11 protein-coding genes are annotated in these 16,015 nt (G+C 40.5%); all 11 read left to right on the top strand.

The window, feature by feature from the left end; genetic code table 11:
• Positions 1 to 82: 82 nt before the first annotated feature.
• The 11 genes from QT397_19520 to QT397_19470 all read left to right on the top strand — a co-directional run bounded on the left by QT397_19520 (position 83) and on the right by QT397_19470 (position 15,944).
• Complete coding sequence (locus QT397_19520; GenBank protein WNZ55043.1) at positions 83 to 2,164, top strand: neutral/alkaline non-lysosomal ceramidase N-terminal domain-containing protein; 2,082 nt, start codon at positions 83 to 85, stop codon at positions 2,162 to 2,164.
• A gap of 857 nt (positions 2,165 to 3,021) precedes the next feature.
• Positions 3,022 to 5,238, top strand: coding sequence for a DUF6531 domain-containing protein (locus tag QT397_19515; protein WNZ55042.1), 2,217 nt, complete (start codon positions 3,022 to 3,024; stop codon positions 5,236 to 5,238).
• A gap of 41 nt (positions 5,239 to 5,279) precedes the next feature.
• Positions 5,280 to 6,833 carry a hypothetical protein gene (locus QT397_19510; GenBank protein ID WNZ58566.1) on the top strand — a complete coding sequence of 518 codons (1,554 nt, stop codon included), beginning with the start codon at positions 5,280 to 5,282 and terminating at the stop codon, positions 6,831 to 6,833.
• Positions 6,834 to 8,307: 1,474 nt separating this feature from the next.
• Positions 8,308 to 9,279, top strand: a complete 972-nt coding sequence (locus QT397_19505) for a helix-turn-helix domain-containing protein (protein ID WNZ55041.1) — start codon at positions 8,308 to 8,310, stop codon at positions 9,277 to 9,279.
• Between the two features lie 1,089 nt (positions 9,280 to 10,368).
• Positions 10,369 to 10,854: a hotdog fold domain-containing protein gene (locus QT397_19500; protein ID WNZ55040.1), complete on the top strand. Its 486-nt coding sequence runs from the start codon at positions 10,369 to 10,371 to the stop codon at positions 10,852 to 10,854.
• Between the two features lie 167 nt (positions 10,855 to 11,021).
• Positions 11,022 to 11,489 (top strand): hypothetical protein, encoded by a 468-nt coding sequence (locus QT397_19495; GenBank protein ID WNZ55039.1) that lies wholly within the window; start codon positions 11,022 to 11,024, stop codon positions 11,487 to 11,489.
• A gap of 105 nt (positions 11,490 to 11,594) precedes the next feature.
• Positions 11,595 to 11,795: an MAPEG family protein gene (locus QT397_19490; protein WNZ55038.1), complete on the top strand. Its 201-nt coding sequence runs from the start codon at positions 11,595 to 11,597 to the stop codon at positions 11,793 to 11,795.
• 215 nt (positions 11,796 to 12,010) lie between these two features.
• Positions 12,011 to 12,418, top strand: coding sequence for a BlaI/MecI/CopY family transcriptional regulator (locus tag QT397_19485; GenBank protein WNZ55037.1), 408 nt, complete (start codon positions 12,011 to 12,013; stop codon positions 12,416 to 12,418).
• 174 nt (positions 12,419 to 12,592) lie between these two features.
• On the top strand, positions 12,593 to 13,909 hold the full coding sequence (locus tag QT397_19480; protein WNZ55036.1) for a M23/M56 family metallopeptidase: 1,317 nt from the start codon (positions 12,593 to 12,595) through the stop codon (positions 13,907 to 13,909).
• 89 nt (positions 13,910 to 13,998) lie between these two features.
• The gene (locus QT397_19475) at positions 13,999 to 15,297 is read left to right on the top strand and encodes a peptidoglycan DD-metalloendopeptidase family protein (protein WNZ55035.1); all 1,299 of its coding nucleotides are present in this window, start codon (positions 13,999 to 14,001) and stop codon (positions 15,295 to 15,297) included.
• A gap of 128 nt (positions 15,298 to 15,425) precedes the next feature.
• A complete protein-coding gene (locus QT397_19470; GenBank protein ID WNZ55034.1) occupies positions 15,426 to 15,944 on the top strand; it encodes an alpha/beta hydrolase-fold protein in 519 nt (172 codons plus the stop codon).
• Positions 15,945 to 16,015: the final 71 nt, after the last annotated feature.

Here is a 16,015-nt window from a genome sequence, read left to right as displayed (position 1 = left end):
ATCAACTTTCAACGAAAAGGATACGCCTTCACTTCTGTGAACTGGCGAATGTACTCCTGCGTGTATAGATTCTGGAGAAAAAATGAAAAAAATAATTAATGGTTACGTCATTGCTTTAATAGTATTTATTGGAGCTTCTTCCACTGTTAAAGCATCTGACTGGCGTGTTGGTGTTGGTAAGTATGATATAACTGGCCCGGCAGCAGATGTTGGAATGGTAGGATATGGAGAAACGGGGCAGACAACCAAGGGAATTCATACCCGTTTATGGTCCCGCGCATTCATAATTTCTGATAGCTCTGAAAATGAGCGTTTGGTATTCGTATCAGCAGATCTGCAAGGTATTCCGCAGGGCGTGAAGCAGGGTGTCGTTGATAAATTAAAAAATCTCTATGGTAATAGTAAGTACACCGAAAAGAATGTGATGCTGACTGCTACACATACCCATGTAGGTCCTGGCGGGTATGATCATTATGTCATGTTGAATATGAGTGCTCTCGGGTATGCGGAAGATAACTATGACGCTATTGTTGATGGTATTTTTCAGTCAATCGTTGAAGCAGATAGTGGACTAACTCCAGGTGATATCTTTATTGAGCAGGGGATACTACTCGATACCAGTATCAATCGAAACCCATACCCTTATTCAGAAAATACTGATGCAAGCGACTATCAATACGATACCAATAAAACCATGACCCAACTCAAGTTGGTTGATGCCAACAGCAAAGCACTGGGAGTTATTAATTGGTTTGCAGTACACAATGTCTCTTTAGGGACAGGGCAGCGGCAACTTAGCGGGGATAATAAGGGGGCGGCGAGTCAGTTGCTGGAGTCTTGGGCTGCCGAGCAGGGTGCTGCAAGTCAATTTACTGCGGCATTTGCCAATAGTAATTTAGGTGATGCGTCTCCGAATATTTGTGGCCCTAGGGATGGATGCGGAAATTCTGAGTATGAAAGTTTACTTTTATCTGCTGAAAAGCAAGTTGCAAAAGCTCAGTCTCTTTACCAATCAGCTACTGTGAAACTTGAAGGTGGATTAGATTATCGACATCAACATATCTATTTCCCTGGCTATACTGTAGCAGGTGAATTTACCGGTGAGGGGCAAATAGATATTTGTGAAGGTGCTGTTGGCTGGTCATTTACTGCAGGATCAAGTTGGGACGGTCCCAGCAATATTGATGGTATTTTTGAGGGAATGTCTGTTGAAAATGAGGGGGTGGATTGGGATAGAGATGTGGGACTATTCGAATCAGCGATTAATGGTTATCCACTTTTTGGCCTGATGAGTGCATTTTCTGCAGCCGCTGTATATGAGGATACTCAGGATGACCCCTGCCAGTACCCCAAACCTACATTTGTACAGCGTGAGGTAATAGGCCAAGCACTTTATACCCCTTACCTACCTTTCCAAATGTTTCGCATAGGCTCACTTGCTTTGGTCGCCGCGCCGGGTGAAATGACGACTATGGCAGGCCGACGTCTTGAAGCAGAAGTCTTGTCAGCTTTTGAAGGAAGCGGTGTAAACACTGTGGTGATTGCCGGTTTGGCAAATGCCTATTCCGGTTACATAACTACCCCTGAAGAGTTTGATAGGCAGCACTATGAGGGAGCACATACCATATACGGCCCCAATACCCTTGCAGCCTATAGACAGATTTATACCGAAATGACACATGCTATGGTCAATGGCGTAGATATTGCTGCAGGGCCTACTCCGAAAGATCTGTCTGATGACCAAATCATTAATGTAATTGGGGTTGTTTATGATGACAAACGCCTGTGGGAGTCTTTTGGTCAAGTCTGGGATGATGTAGGTACCAGCTACAGTGCTGGCGATACTGTATCTGTCACTTTCCGTTCTGGCCATCCCCGTAATGACCTGAAGACTGAGAGTACGTTCATTGAAGTACAGCGTAAAGTTAACGGTAGTTGGGAAACTTATCTTACCGATGATGATTTGGATACACGCTTTATTTGGACACGAGATACGGCTATTGATTGTATGGCCTGTTCATTTGCTGAAGGGCAGTGGATCATCGGAGAGGATACACCATCAGGCACTTACCGAATAAAGCACTTTGGTAACTGGAAGAGTGGTTGGACTGGGAAGATTTCCAGCTATTCAGGTAAGTCGAGTAGTTTTACTGTTAGCAATTAGTGCTCATTACGGATCGGTTGGATAATCCAGCCGATCTATTATGTCTATACCCATAACAGACGTACCTTTATATATAAATATTCGACTGCTGAATCGTTATCAATTTTGTATTATATTATTTGAGCGAATACTATAATTTACGCTGACAATTTAATGGGACTCAAGTGCTCTCTTTGAGATTAGTTTACCATCCATAACTTTAAACTATATTTAATGTCGCTAAATGGTGCTTTTTTGTCAGAATATGCTGTCATATATCGCTTGACTGTTATTTTCTTTCTTTGACCCTAGTCAAATTTAATTGCACTATATGCAGTGTACTCTCCTGTAATCGCTTTTTCCTATCGCAACAATACAAATTAAGTTAGCTTTCACCTAATTTCTAGTTACTCCGAAAGATGGTGGTATGTTAGGTATCTTGGAGGATTGGCTTAGTAGCTATTAGATAGGGATTATAACTATTTCGTTTAGATCATTTGAAAAGTCTTTAGATGTGGATGAATTATGGTTTTCCTATTGGTATAGCTTTTGATGTTGCTATTGTGACTTTTAGTATTTTGCTTGTGATAGTGAAGACTTGAATGTGAATCGAGAGCTTAGTGTTCCCGGCTTTGAAACACGGACTACTAAACTTCACACTCATTGTCAAAATTTTGGACGTAGAAACTGTTCTTGGTTCAGCCGATTTTTTAAAACCGATGTAAGAAGGCTGAAATATATTTCTTTGTCCTTTGAAAGAAAAATCGTCCCAGTAGAAATGATTATGTCGAAGTTGAGCACCTAGTTTAGGTGCTTTGAATGGATTCGTTTTTTGATGACCGCAGAATAGTCGGTCAGCGGTTGACAGGATTTAACTTTTGATACAGCTCTATATCGAAAACTCTCAGGGCTCTCGTTATGCGGTGCGGCCTGGATGGATATGCCAGACGGGTCCCTCTAGAAAGATTGATGCTGCTGAATTATTGAGGATGTTCGATACTAACACTCTTCAGTTAGTGTATGACCAGTACCTTGGCTTATACACAACCTTTGCGCCAGATATAGACCCTGAGCAAGAGCGTCCCCCATCTCAATCGCGATTAAGTAATGTGCCTGGCTATCTTAATGAGCGGGATAAAGCCATTTATCGGGCATTGGCTCAGAATCAACTGATTATTGAAGAGGCCCCATTGCCATATTCGGCATTGGGGGATCTACAAACAGAGTTGGTTGCTAAGATTCGTATGGGCTTGCAGAAAATTATTACGCAGGAAGTTGCAGATAAGGCTTTTATTAGCCAGCAAACTGATTGGAGTTGGGTGAAGCGTGTAACAACTGCAAAAAAGAAAGTAAAAGAAACTGACAGCTCTGTGTGGCGCTTATCGATTTGGTCAAAGAGTGCTGTTGATGTTGAGAAGATAGTAAGTCCAGCACGTCAATCATTTGAGTTTAGCTCTGCGGCAATCAATTATGTCTTATATGAAGAAACTCCAGAAGAAGAAGCTGATGAATGTGTAACCTCCCTGTATCGAGGTGTGATTGATGTACTAGGCTTTAATCCCAGTTCTGTTTCAAAAAAGCAGCTCCGCTTGAGTTTCAACATAGCCGAGGTCATTTATAGTGACCCAACTCTTCGGGGAGCAGTTTTCCATTTTGCCCAGGACTACATCAAAACACAACATAGCTTGCAGCACACAAACTTAACTGCAAGTGGTACTTTTGAGATCATTTTGACTATAGCACTTGCGGCATTGACTGAGGGAGATGTAGCTATAACATCCTTAACTAAGAATAAGCGCTTAGTGAAAGCTTTACGTAATATTGGCGATTTAATGTTTGATTTTGCCAGGACAAAAAAGCAAAGGAAAATACTTGCTAAAAATTCAGGATATCGGGCAGTAGGCAAAAGTACTGCTGTATCCGGAAAGAAAATCCCCAAAATAGCTGCACCCAGAAAAAATAGTCGAAATTTAGTGCAAATCAAAGTGGGTAACGAGTTGCGAGAAAATAAAAGGGGTAGTGAACAAGCTTTCACAGTGCCCCATGATGTAAAGTCTGGATTTTCTAAGATAAATTGTGTCAGGGATTATTCATATGATACTGATAACCACATTAGCGAAGTAGGTGAAAATTATAACTCCGATATATGTCAGAGCGATAATGTTACTGGTGAAGTAACTAGGTCTGTAAATCTAAAAACTGGAGAGGTTCAGTTTACTTTAGAAGATTTGGTATTGGAGGGGGCACTACCCTTATCGGTAACTCGTACCTATCGCAGTAGTAATTCAAGAAATTTTGGATTGGGTTGTGGCTGGACTCATACATTTAGCGAGCGCTTGGTTTGGCGTCCAGGCAAACCCATACTCTTCTTTGATTCTGAAGGTAGAATAATTAGCTTGCCAGTTCCCGGAAATAGCTCGCGCAGTCATAATATTTATGAGAGATTAACTCTCACGCGAGTAAACGATGAGCATTGGATAATTACGACATATGGAATTTCCAATGGAGTACAAAGACATTTTAAAGCTACTGGTGAAACTGGTGCGTTAAAGCTCGCTGAGATTCGGGATGATAACGATAACTTTTATTTATTCAACTACTCAGGGGAGTATTTAAGATCGGTCGAGAGTAGTTCTGGTGAAATTTTATACATTAGCTCGCTTGATGAATCTCCTGAAAGTCACCTTATAAATACTTTGACAAAAGAAAATAATTCGGGAAGTTCTGAAGTAGTAGCTCAATATGTCTTTGATAGTGAAAATAATCTGACTGAAGCTGTAGACAGTGTTGGCAATAATGAAAAGTATGTTTATCACAAAGGCCTTATTAAACAAAGAACTTTAAAAACTGGTTATAGTTTTTATTTTCAGTGGGATGCTGAGGGTAGTTCAGCGCATTGTATACGGCAGTGGGGGGACCCTATTGGCGAAAAAGCTGCTTACAGTTATCAATTTATCTGGGAGGAAAGTGGTCACGGAGCAACGATGTGTGACACGAGAGGGGGCGGCAACGTTTTCACTTCAATAATCGCGGATTACTCACGTTCCATCAAGATGCTGAAGGTGGAGAAACGTGGTATGAATACAGCGATCTAGGTCACGTTACAAAAGTACGGCTACCCAGTACTGATGGGACTATACGTGAGGAGTTATTCCGATATGACAATCAGGGTCGCTTGACCGAGAAGATAGATGTGGCCGGTAATAATTATCAAATTGAATATAACAATGAAGGTCTCGCCACAAAGTATACTGATCCATCAGATAGCAGTTGGCAGTATAGTTACAACAAAAAAAGACAGCTGGTGCTAGCTGAAGACCCGCTCGGCAACCAAGTGAAATATGACTATACCTCTGCTGGCATGATTAATTCTATTAGTGACTCATTAGGTAATGTTACGAGTTATCTGTGGGGAAGCAGCAATAAGCTATTAAGAATAAGTTGCCCCTTCGGACGATCTATTGATTGTAGATATGATGTTGATATTCGCACGGAATTGTTAACGCCTGCTGAGACGAAAGAGGCTTCTTGCAAGAATGAGGATCAGGGTCGGATCAATGTTAAGGTTGCTCAAAAAGATACAGATATTCAGTGCAGATTTAACCAGCATGGATTAGTTTCAGAAATATTAGATAAGGATGGGAATTATATGCGTTATTCTTATAACGCACTCCATCAAATAAAGAGCAAGACTAGTTCCAGTGGCAGTCAATTAGAATATCATTATGATGGAGAGGGCAATTTAATTTGCCTTATAAATGAAAAGGGTGAGTGTTATCGGCTGAAATATGATCTCAATAACCGGTTAATAGAAGAGGAGGATTTCTATGGTCGTGTTACCCACTATGCATATAATGCCGCTGGCCACTTAGTAAATTCTACGGAAGTAATTACTTCTCAATCAGGCATTGGTACCGATATCTACTTTGAACGTGATTTGCTGGGCCAGTTAATAAAAGAAACTACGCTAGAGGGCGTTAATAGCTTTAGATATAATTGCCTAGGGCAACTGATCGAAGCTAAAAATAATTACTGTAGTCTGAAGTGGGAATATGATGCTAGTGGTCGTATTGTAGCGGAATGGCAAGATGATAGTAAGCTCAGTTATAAGTATGATATTTTAGGTAATCTTACGGCAACTTCACTATCCAGAAAAGAAGATGTTAAATTTGTCTTTGATCATTCTGTGGAATCTGAGAATTCACCCTTCTCCTCAGTAAATGGAAATTTCAATTCTTTGTTGATAAAAACAACCGAAGGGTTGAAACCTCTGGACAATTATGATCCTCAGGTTTATGTGCAAGGCTTTATTGTCAGTAAGTTTGAAAGGCCAATTGATACAGTTACAAATATTTTGAATTTATTGCCGAATAGTAGCTGTTCACTTGCCAGAGTTAATCATTCCGGCAAGGTTAATAAAAATATCTTTAATATTCATAACTTCTGTAGGAGTAATTCAGATCAGTTTCTTGCCTTCTTAATTTATGATCCCGCTGATTGTCTTCTAGGTAAGCTTAACTCGACGAGTAAGCTTGATAGTCAGATTCCTGGCAAAGAAGTTATTGAGAATAGAATCGTTGATAATGGCAATATATCCCGTGGTTATACCTCTTCTACAGGTCGTGTTGAAGAAGTTGGAGGGGAGGGGTACAGAGGATTCGATACCATTATAATTGTCAGCAAAAGTTGATAAAAATAGAAAATCTAAAAGTAGAAAAAGGTGTAGAGAAATTTCAGGATGTGATTCGGTATCAATACGACCCCTTGGGGCGATGTGTAAGAAAGGAAAATTATGACGGTTGCGTCAGATTCTTTTGGTCTGGTGATACCCTTATCCAACAGCTTAAGAATGACGATCCAAGTAAATGAAGTATTATTTCGTAAAGGCTTATAAGTTGTCTGCGATATAGGGGATTAACTCGAAAGCTTGAATATATTCATTTGCGGAAGTTTTTACAGCAGTATTGCATTTTGAGATAAATCATATTCAGTACTTCTTTACATGAAGACAAGTTACTCTCCTTTTTAGCTTATATAAGTCTATGCGGGTTAAATTGCTAGATAGGGCTTTCGGCAACATAAAGGGCAATAGCTTTAGTGTGTTATTTTCCATAAATAATGAAAACTCACTTTCTGAAGTCTTGGCTATCCTGCCAAGGTTGTCGGTAGTCATTGCTTATCCGCCCTGGAAGTAGCAGATTACCATGCGTAGCCTGAAGCCTATCTATATTTAATAACCCTCGAAAGTCCCAGCTATGGGGCTCAGCACCCAACCGACTGTAACAATATGTTAGAGAGCTTACTAAGCCTGAGGTTATTTGAGTCGATAAATTATTTAAATTTCTATGAGATCATCAATATTTTGATGCTCATATGAGCGAATAAGTAAGTGGTACGGCGGTGCACTTCTTGCGGGCTTTTAGGTCGTTATACGATAGAGCGAAGGCTTTAGGCGATAAATGTGAGTTTCTTTTGTTTCTTGCCTTGAATCAATTCATATTAGCTGAGATGAATAGGACTTTAGATATTTACAGCTCCTTTTATTAGGAATGATTATCTTTTTTCTTTAATGGCGTTAGGTCTTTGAAGTGGCTCTTCTGTTGATGTGGCTGGGTAGTGTTTCTTTGTTGTAATTATTGGCCGCAATCAAAGTTTATTTGGCAGGATGCAGGGCTGTTTCATATACGACTATATATTCCGAAAAAAATATCGTTATTACTTTACAGAATAGAAAAAGCTGGTACCTTAGGGTCAGGATTGCTTAATTATACAGGATTAACAGTTTGTGATATTGGTTCTGAAGGTGCCTTATTAAATAGCATTTTTATGTATATGGATGATGAGAGTATGGCTGATGGATAGTGTGTTTGCCTGTAGTCTCTAATTGGGGTAAGAATCATCGTGTGATCAATTCTCACTATTGGGTAGTAGCCACCTGGTATATTACTCAGATCAAGTGAAGAATTAACTTATTAGTAGTGTTTCCAGTTAATCTGGATTTTATTTAGGTTTTATTCAGCTTCCGCTATGGCGTTTTTTCACCTTCCTCTGAGGTGGTTGGGCTACCCAAGATAGTATTCCTGAAGTTTCTTTTAATAAGTTAGTAATCCGCACAGTGATTTTTGAGTTTGGTATATAGTTTTACGCTTATTCTGCAATTTAAAATGAACTGTAAAAAGAAAGTATCTATCGTATTTTACCCTGGGGCACACTCATTAGATGTAATGGGGCCCGCAGAAGTGTTTTCGCTGGCAAATCAGCAGCTAAAGGATAGGGGCTTTAGTTGTGATGATCAGTATGAGGTTGAATTCTTAGCCGAAGATGGAGATACCAAGGAAATCTCATCAGGTTTAAGGATATGCTCAGATAGATGTTTTACTGATTCAAGAGGAATTCATACTCTCCTTGTGAGCGGTAATCTTAATGCTGCTGATGATTTGAATATCAGTGAATGTTTGAGTAGATGGCTTTCTCTTCAGTCTGGTTTAGTTAAGCGTATAGGCTCTATTGGCAATGGAGCTCTGATTCTCGCAAAAGTAGGTTTGCTAAATGGTCGGCGTGCCACTACCCATTGGAGATATATTGATCAGCTGAAGAGATTCCCAGAAGTGGATGTCGATTCAGAATCTGTATTTGTCAAAGATGATCATATATATACTTCTGCAGGTGTTAGTGCGGGGGTTGATATGGCTTTGGCAATGGTAGAGGATGATTTTGGTCGGGGTATTGCTTTAGCTGTTGCTCAATTAATGGTCTTATATCTCAAGAGAGATGGAGATCATAAACAAAGTAGCACTTATCTTATGAGCCAGTTAAAGAGTGATCGTTTTTTAGAGCTGGTACAATGGATTCATAGTAATTTGGATAAAACTTTATGCGTTAATAGTCTCGCGGAAAAGACATCTATGAGCCCGAGAAACTTTGCTCGCTGCTTTACTCGGGATATGGGGGTAACTCCAGGTCGATTCGTTGAGAAAATTCGCATTGAAAAGGTTTGCCAGCTTTTAGCAACTCAAGCGTTAACTCAGGAGCGTATAGCTACTATCTGTGGTTTTAAGTCTCAAGAACAGCTTAGAAGGGCATTTCGCCGAAATAAGGGTATGTTGCCGAGGGAATACCGTCGAAAGTTGTCGTGAGATAATTTATGGGACAGTCTATTCGGTAGGGCTGTCTCATTTTCAGAAAAGATATTTTTATCCTTGGATGTAAATATAAATAACATTTTCTGTTAGAGATTTTTGTTCTTCTTACCTAATTATTGCTTGTCTTTCCTTTTGTAGATGCCTCTACTAGATTTACATTTGGGAAAAAATCTTTTAGCTGGATTTTTATTCTTACTCGATAATTTACACAGCTTGATTCTCTCCATTATATAGCCTTGCTAGGGTTGATTGAGTCGCTCCCATGAATAGGAATTAATTTTTTATGTTAACTAGAAGCTCCAATTTTCACCGGTAGACTGCGAGCTTCTCGGTCTCTATTAGGACCAGGCCGGTAGCAATTGGTAAGTGATATAGCATAAAATCATATCCCGATATATATAGGTGTGGCGAAAAAATAGTGATAGATTTGCGGCTAAATAAAATTAGACCCATGAACGGAAGCCCTTTAGTGGAGTAGATATTCTGGGAATCTAATATTATTGGTGCGTTGTGGGAGTCGCGATCATACCCTTCGCAATATTAAATTTCTGACAAATTTATAATGTACCCTTAATTATGGTGGATATATTGAAAGTTAGATGTCTTAGAAATGAATAAAGCAGGTACCGCAGCGAGAAGTATAGTTAGAATTTAATCTAAGATTTTCTGGTCTGACAATTTTCGATATCTAATCTTCAGTATTAATTGACATATAACTAGCTACTCAATCTAAGCTTTTTTGTAAAAGATTGTCTGAGTGAATTTTTTGGACATCAAAAACAATCTTTCAAGGTGCGCAGTAGCGATTGCCATTTAGTATGCCTATCAGCTTGCAGATATACTTACTTTACCTATTAATGGATATGCTTTTAAGGAATACAAATTATTAGTTCTAGCCCTATTAGTTGCACTCGCTTATGAACCAAACCTCCTCTTGGGCATTTCTGCGCTTGGAATAGCCCATGTCAATAAAACTGATAGATCTGATTATCCTGGACTACCGGAAGTTGATATATAGTGGCCTAAATAGCTTAAGACCGCCCATATAGAGTGGCGGTTCGATGTATAGGATGGAGAGGTAAGATGGACTATCAATCTTCTAAAAGCCCAGTACTTAATCTTTGGGGGCGATTTGGCGGCTCGGCATTGGGCCGCTGGCTGGTGTCTAAATTAGTGGCACTTAAGGCACCGTATTTTCGTTCAATCAAGCCGCGTTTCCTGGAATTATCACCGGGTAAAGTGGAGGTTTTACTGAATAAGCGTTGGAGCGTGACAAATCATATCGGTACTGTACATGCTATCGCTATGTGTAACGCCGCTGAATTAGCTGGCGGTGTTTGTTTGGATGTGTCTTTGGATCGACGCTTTCGCTGGATACCAGTAGGGATGGAAGTCAAGTACTTAAAGATGGCGAAGACTAATCTACGAGCCGTTTGTGAGTATCCAGGATTTAAAACCATTGAGGCTGGCGATGTTGTTATGCCTGTGAGCGTTATTGATACTAATGGAGAGGAAGTATTTCATGCCGATATTACCATGCGTGTATCAGTGCGCCCTGACGCGAAGTAGTAGAGTTGTCATTTGAGGTCAACTCTTGGTGTATTTTCAAGGGGAATTGCCTTACTTTGAGCTTGAATATGGAGAAGAGTATGCAGGCTGGGAGGGGATGAAGTGTGCTCTACTCATAAATCTCGTAGAATATTTCTTTGTTCAGTCTTGATGTATTTGGAGGGTTTATGAGATTGGCTTGGCAGATAGAAAAGTCGACATGCCTCTTTGGTGGTGAAAATAAAACTGCTACGGAGCATGAGTTACACCGATCGGAAAGTACTGCCTTGGCGAATGATGATATTTATCAGGACCTTTCCGAGGTATTACAGCTCGCAATTTCCAAGCTTGATGAAAATGTAAGTGATACTTCTCTGTACTTCCTGATTAGTTGGGAGTCTGTATCTGCTTCTATGACGGTATCTGTAGTTGATGATAGCCGAAGCAATGACTCTAAAGTAGTTGTGCACTGTCACTTTGCTGGACTGGCTTCCCAATATGATGCTGAGCCGAAGAAGCAGCAGGCTTTGGTTAAATGGTCGGATGAACTTAGGTTTTGGTGTAAAGAGTATCTATCTACTGATCAAGGTTTTTCACAGTTTTCTCTGGTTGCATTGTTCGCGACAGGCTCCAGAGATACTGCTGTGATTCTTTAAAATGTAGCTGAAAACGATGCTTATATAGTGTGAACAACTAGGGCGGGAAGGCGAGGCTTAAAATACCCTCCCTGTACAAATAACATAGGAAATGGAGATTTCTTAGTGAGCTTAGGGCAGTCTTCTACCTGGGTTTGGTGGTTTGTTATTCTGCTGACCGCCTGTCGATTTCTTTTTGTTGCAGGCATCTTATTTCCCTCCACTATGGCAAAGCCTAACCCAATGCGCTTCTTGGGTGCTGTAGGCACTTATATCTTTGGATTGGGGCTTTGCTTGGCACTGGTGCAGCAAGCCCTGAGGTTTTGAGTTGGTTACAAGCGCTATCAAACCTTATATTGGTTGGTGCTTAAACTGATCAAAATCGATTGGTCTATCGATAGCTTTCAACTTTTTGCCAGTCGGCAAAAGCTGCTTACGGTCCTGTCTGTATAAAAAATAACCTAACAGGTTTCCCTGCAGGGCGGTTGACCGAATGCGACACTTGTCGCTCACTAGCCCTGACTGTCACACGGGAAGATAAAATGAAAAAGGTAAAACCGTCCCCATCAGAACTTGCGCTGTTGAAAGCCCTTTGGAGACAAGAACCGCTGAGTGCCAGAGAGTTACATGATCGGGTAGGACCTGAATTGGGTTGGTCATACTCGTCTACTCGAAAGACACTAGATCGGATGCGGGATAAGTCGTTTGTGGCTCAATCTGAGATCCATGGAATCCATGGAATCCATGTTTATAGCCCTGCGATTGAGAAGGTGGAAACTCTGGCGTCATATGCAAAAGATTTCGCTGAAAGAGTATTAGAGCTTGATGGTCCCCTTCCTGTGTCGATGTTTGCCGGCAGTAAGTTAATGAGTGATAAAGATATCGAGGAGCTTCAGGCAGTACTCGATTCCTGGCCTGACTCTGAGCCGGTCAGCAAGGATGGTGAATAGGCTATGGCCGAGATAGTCTCTACAGTTCTACCATTTGCACTGGATTTTCTAGCTACTTCTTTCTTCTCAATATTGTGGGCGGGGTTGGTTTTCATTGCTATTTGGCTGGCAACAGCTAGAAATAAAGACAGCTTTAATACGATATAACATTGGCGAAGTTTCTGGTTGTGTGCAATGGTTGCTGCCGGTTCCCCATTTTTTCTTGCGCAATTGAGCGACCAGTTAACGTTGGGTATTGCTCCGGATCTGAATTTTGAATTACCGCCAGCTTATGAGGCTACCTCTATATCACCAATTAACATAGTTCTGCATGAGTATGTATCGACCTCTTTGAGTTCTGTTGAATTACTGGCTTTTCTTTGGTTGCTTATATATCTGTGCGGGGTGTTTTTTACCTTATCTAAAGTGGTAGTGAGTCAGTTTTTCTATGGCAAGAAATTGCGTTTAATAGCAAATAATAAGCTTTCTGTTGTTAAATTTGACCAGTTTTTTACTTCATCTCAAAGTGATTTTCTAATCGGAAGTAAGACTCAGGTGTTTATAACACACTCAACGATTACACCATTTGTGATGCAGCTATTCAGTCGTAAATTGGTGCTTCCCTCCTATATTTTATCAATGAATGAAACGGAGCGTCATCTAATCATTGAGCATGAAATTATGCACTTGAAAAGGCTTGACCCCTTGTTGATTCTGATTGTGCATATATTTACTTGCATCCTATGGTTCAATCCCTTCTTAGGTTGGATGAAGTCTCGATTCAGCTGGGCGATAGAGTTGGGGTGCGATCGCGAAGTTCTAAAGTCATGTAAGCGAGAATTGCACCGTGTTTATGCACAAGCAATGATTGACACTCTTCGACGGAACTCTTCACAAAGAACAAGTGACTGGGTTGTAGCTTTCTCTTTCTCTGGTGGTACGAGTCAGGCTCCTTTTTTCCGACGCAGGCTTTTGAATATTATGGAAGCCTCAAGGGCGGGGGCTAATAATGGCGAATTAGGTGTCTATTTACGCGCTATGTTGTTCTGCAGTTTTTCAACCATTTTAATACTCGGAGGGCTACTGTTAAAACCGGGATTAACAATGGCTTCAGTGGAGATTACCAAATTGACAGTCCCGGTTGAGAGTGCCCGTATTAGTAGCCCTTTTGGTGATTTCAGTAAAATTCGCAAAAAAACCCATGAAGGTACTGACTTTGCGGCACCGATTGGCACTCCGGTGGTTTCAGCTGAAAGTGGTGTTGTAATAGTCTCTACTGATGATTATAAGCATAAAAATTATGGGAAAATCATAATTATTGATCATGGTAATAATACGAAAACTCTGTACTCCCATTTAAATGAGCGGGAGGTTGAGGCAGGGCAGTCAGTACGTGCCGGCCAGGCGATAGGAACTGTGGGTATATCAGGGCGTGTAACAGGGCCACATCTTCACTTTGAACTTATCAAAGAAGGCAAGCGAATCAACCCAGACACTTTGCTTGCGAAGTAAGGGGGAGTGTGATTTATTACTTAAGAAAAGTAGGGTTACCTGTGAGGCGATTAACTATTTTCTTTCTGATCGATATCTGGAGGATAGCTTTGTTGCTGGTTCTTTTATCGATTCAATCACTGGCGATAGCAGGGCCGTTATTGGAAAACCATTCCAATGTTAAATCGGTACAATATGATTTATCTTTTACATTGCCCCTACTCAATGATCTATCCTTGGTACATCAAGATGAAGGGATGCAGCGTAGGGAGGTGGCCCCTCCATATAGAGTTGAGGAAGAATATCTAGAGCGCACAAAAAAAGTTCAACTAGCTAAAAACCAAGGGGTTTTATCACTATTGGTGGATAGTGGAGTCGATCGTGCAGAAGCGTATAAAATAATTCAGGCTTTGTCGGAACATGTCAATGTCAGTATCCTACCAGTTGGTAAGGAATTTAACTTAACAATAGATACCACTGGAAAGCTTAATAAGCTTACCTTGGTTGTTGGCTTTGCAGAGAGTTTGGAGTTGGTTAGACATGGAGACAATTATAGAACTAATCAATTTGAATCTCCTGTCGATGCCAGGAAATACTACGTTAAAGGTGAAATTTCGGGCAGTTTATACCAAAGTGGAAAAGAGTCTGGCCTATCTAATTCTGTGCTCACAAAACTAAATGAAATATTTAGTTATTCCGTAGATTTTCAACGGCAGATTCGAGCAGGTGATCAATTCTCTGTTTTCTATGATACCTTATTCAATAGCCAAGCTGGAAAGGAAAAACTAAATAGAATTTTATTTGCTGAGCTTATTCTTAGTGGAGAAAAGATAAGTTTATATCGGTTTTCTACTGAGGGACCTCAGGGGGTGGATTATTTTTACCCTGATGGCCAAGGCTCTAGAGGGTTTCTAATGCGTACTCCGTTAGAGAATGCAAGGTTGTCATCTTATTTTGGGCGCCGCAAGCACCCAGTCCTAGGGTATACCCGAGTACATAAAGGTTTGGACTTTGGAGCCCCTTTGGGCACGCCGATATTGGCTGCAGGTGATGGTATTATTGAGCGAGCTTCTTATTTTGGTAGTTTCGGCAACTATATTCGTATTCGCCATGGCTCCGGGATAAAGACTATTTATGCGCACCTTAAGGGGTACGCGAAAGGAATTAGTAAAGGGGGAAGAGTAAAACAAGGGCAGGTAATCGGTTACCTTGGCGCTACAGGTCGTGTGCAGGGGCGTCACTTGCACTATGAGATTCATAAAAATGGTACGGCTGTTGATCCATTAAGGCTTGACCTCCCTATTAGTAAGGGGCTGGTAGGAGATTCTTTAAATCAATTTTCTCAACAGGTTCAAAAGATTCAAGATGAATTGATAAAGTACGCTCAACCAAATCAGTTTGATTTATAATTAAGCTTTTTTATCTTTTTTATTTCTCTCTCACCTTATTATATTCAGGGTTTAACTGACTTACATTTTTGTTGGTAGCGAATTTTTTCTTAAAGCAATATTGAGTATAAAATTAAACTAGGTTAAATATGATTAAAGCTATTCTGCTGATAGCCATTCTGGTGCTGTCTAATTCACTAATTGCAAAGCCCCTCATTACCAAGGTTTCTGAATCTTTTGAGTTAAGTGGATCTAAAATATACACAGTTGACTCTGATATTCTCAAACGCAAATACGACTTGTACGTGAAGTTACCATCAGGTTACTCGAACGATGATAATAAAAATAAGACCTACCCGATAATTTACCTTAATGATGGGCCTCATACATTTAAGGTTGCCTCGGGTGTTACACACTTTAAGGATATGGATAAAGCCATCGTAGTTGCTATTTCATTCGCTCACGGAGAAAACGGGCAGTATAGTCGAGTTCGAGATCTCACGCCCGTAGTCGATAGTGGGTGGAAGCGTTATACAACTGGTGGAGCCAGTAAGTACTTACAGTTTATTGAAAAAGAAGTAATGCCCTTTATTGAGGGGAGCTTTAGGGGGGATCCCACACGTAGGATTCTTTCAGGTCATTCATTGGGTGGATCTTTTGGTGCTTGAGTATTACTTACCAATCCACAGTTGTTTTCCACTTATATCCTGACAAGTCCTTCTCTTTGGTTTAAGGATGA

This window comes from Microbulbifer sp. MKSA007 (genome assembly GCA_032615215.1).
GTDB lineage: Bacteria > Pseudomonadota > Gammaproteobacteria > Pseudomonadales > Cellvibrionaceae > Microbulbifer.
Note: the sequence above shows the minus strand (reverse complement) of the source record. Positions and strands in the feature narration are given on the sequence as shown.

Excerpts from the sequence above, each read along its gene's own strand:
- QT397_19520 (WNZ55043.1), top strand. The coding sequence starts at position 83 with ATGAAAAAAATAATTAATGGTTACGTCATTGCTTTAATAGTATTTATT.
- QT397_19505 (WNZ55041.1), top strand. The coding sequence starts at position 8,308 with ATGAACTGTAAAAAGAAAGTATCTATCGTATTTTACCCTGGGGCACAC.
- QT397_19500 (WNZ55040.1), top strand. The coding sequence starts at position 10,369 with ATGGACTATCAATCTTCTAAAAGCCCAGTACTTAATCTTTGGGGGCGA.
- QT397_19495 (WNZ55039.1), top strand. The coding sequence starts at position 11,022 with ATGAGATTGGCTTGGCAGATAGAAAAGTCGACATGCCTCTTTGGTGGT.
- QT397_19485 (WNZ55037.1), top strand. The coding sequence starts at position 12,011 with ATGAAAAAGGTAAAACCGTCCCCATCAGAACTTGCGCTGTTGAAAGCC.
- QT397_19480 (WNZ55036.1), top strand. The coding sequence starts at position 12,593 with ATGGTTGCTGCCGGTTCCCCATTTTTTCTTGCGCAATTGAGCGACCAG.
- QT397_19470 (WNZ55034.1), top strand. The coding sequence starts at position 15,426 with ATGATTAAAGCTATTCTGCTGATAGCCATTCTGGTGCTGTCTAATTCA.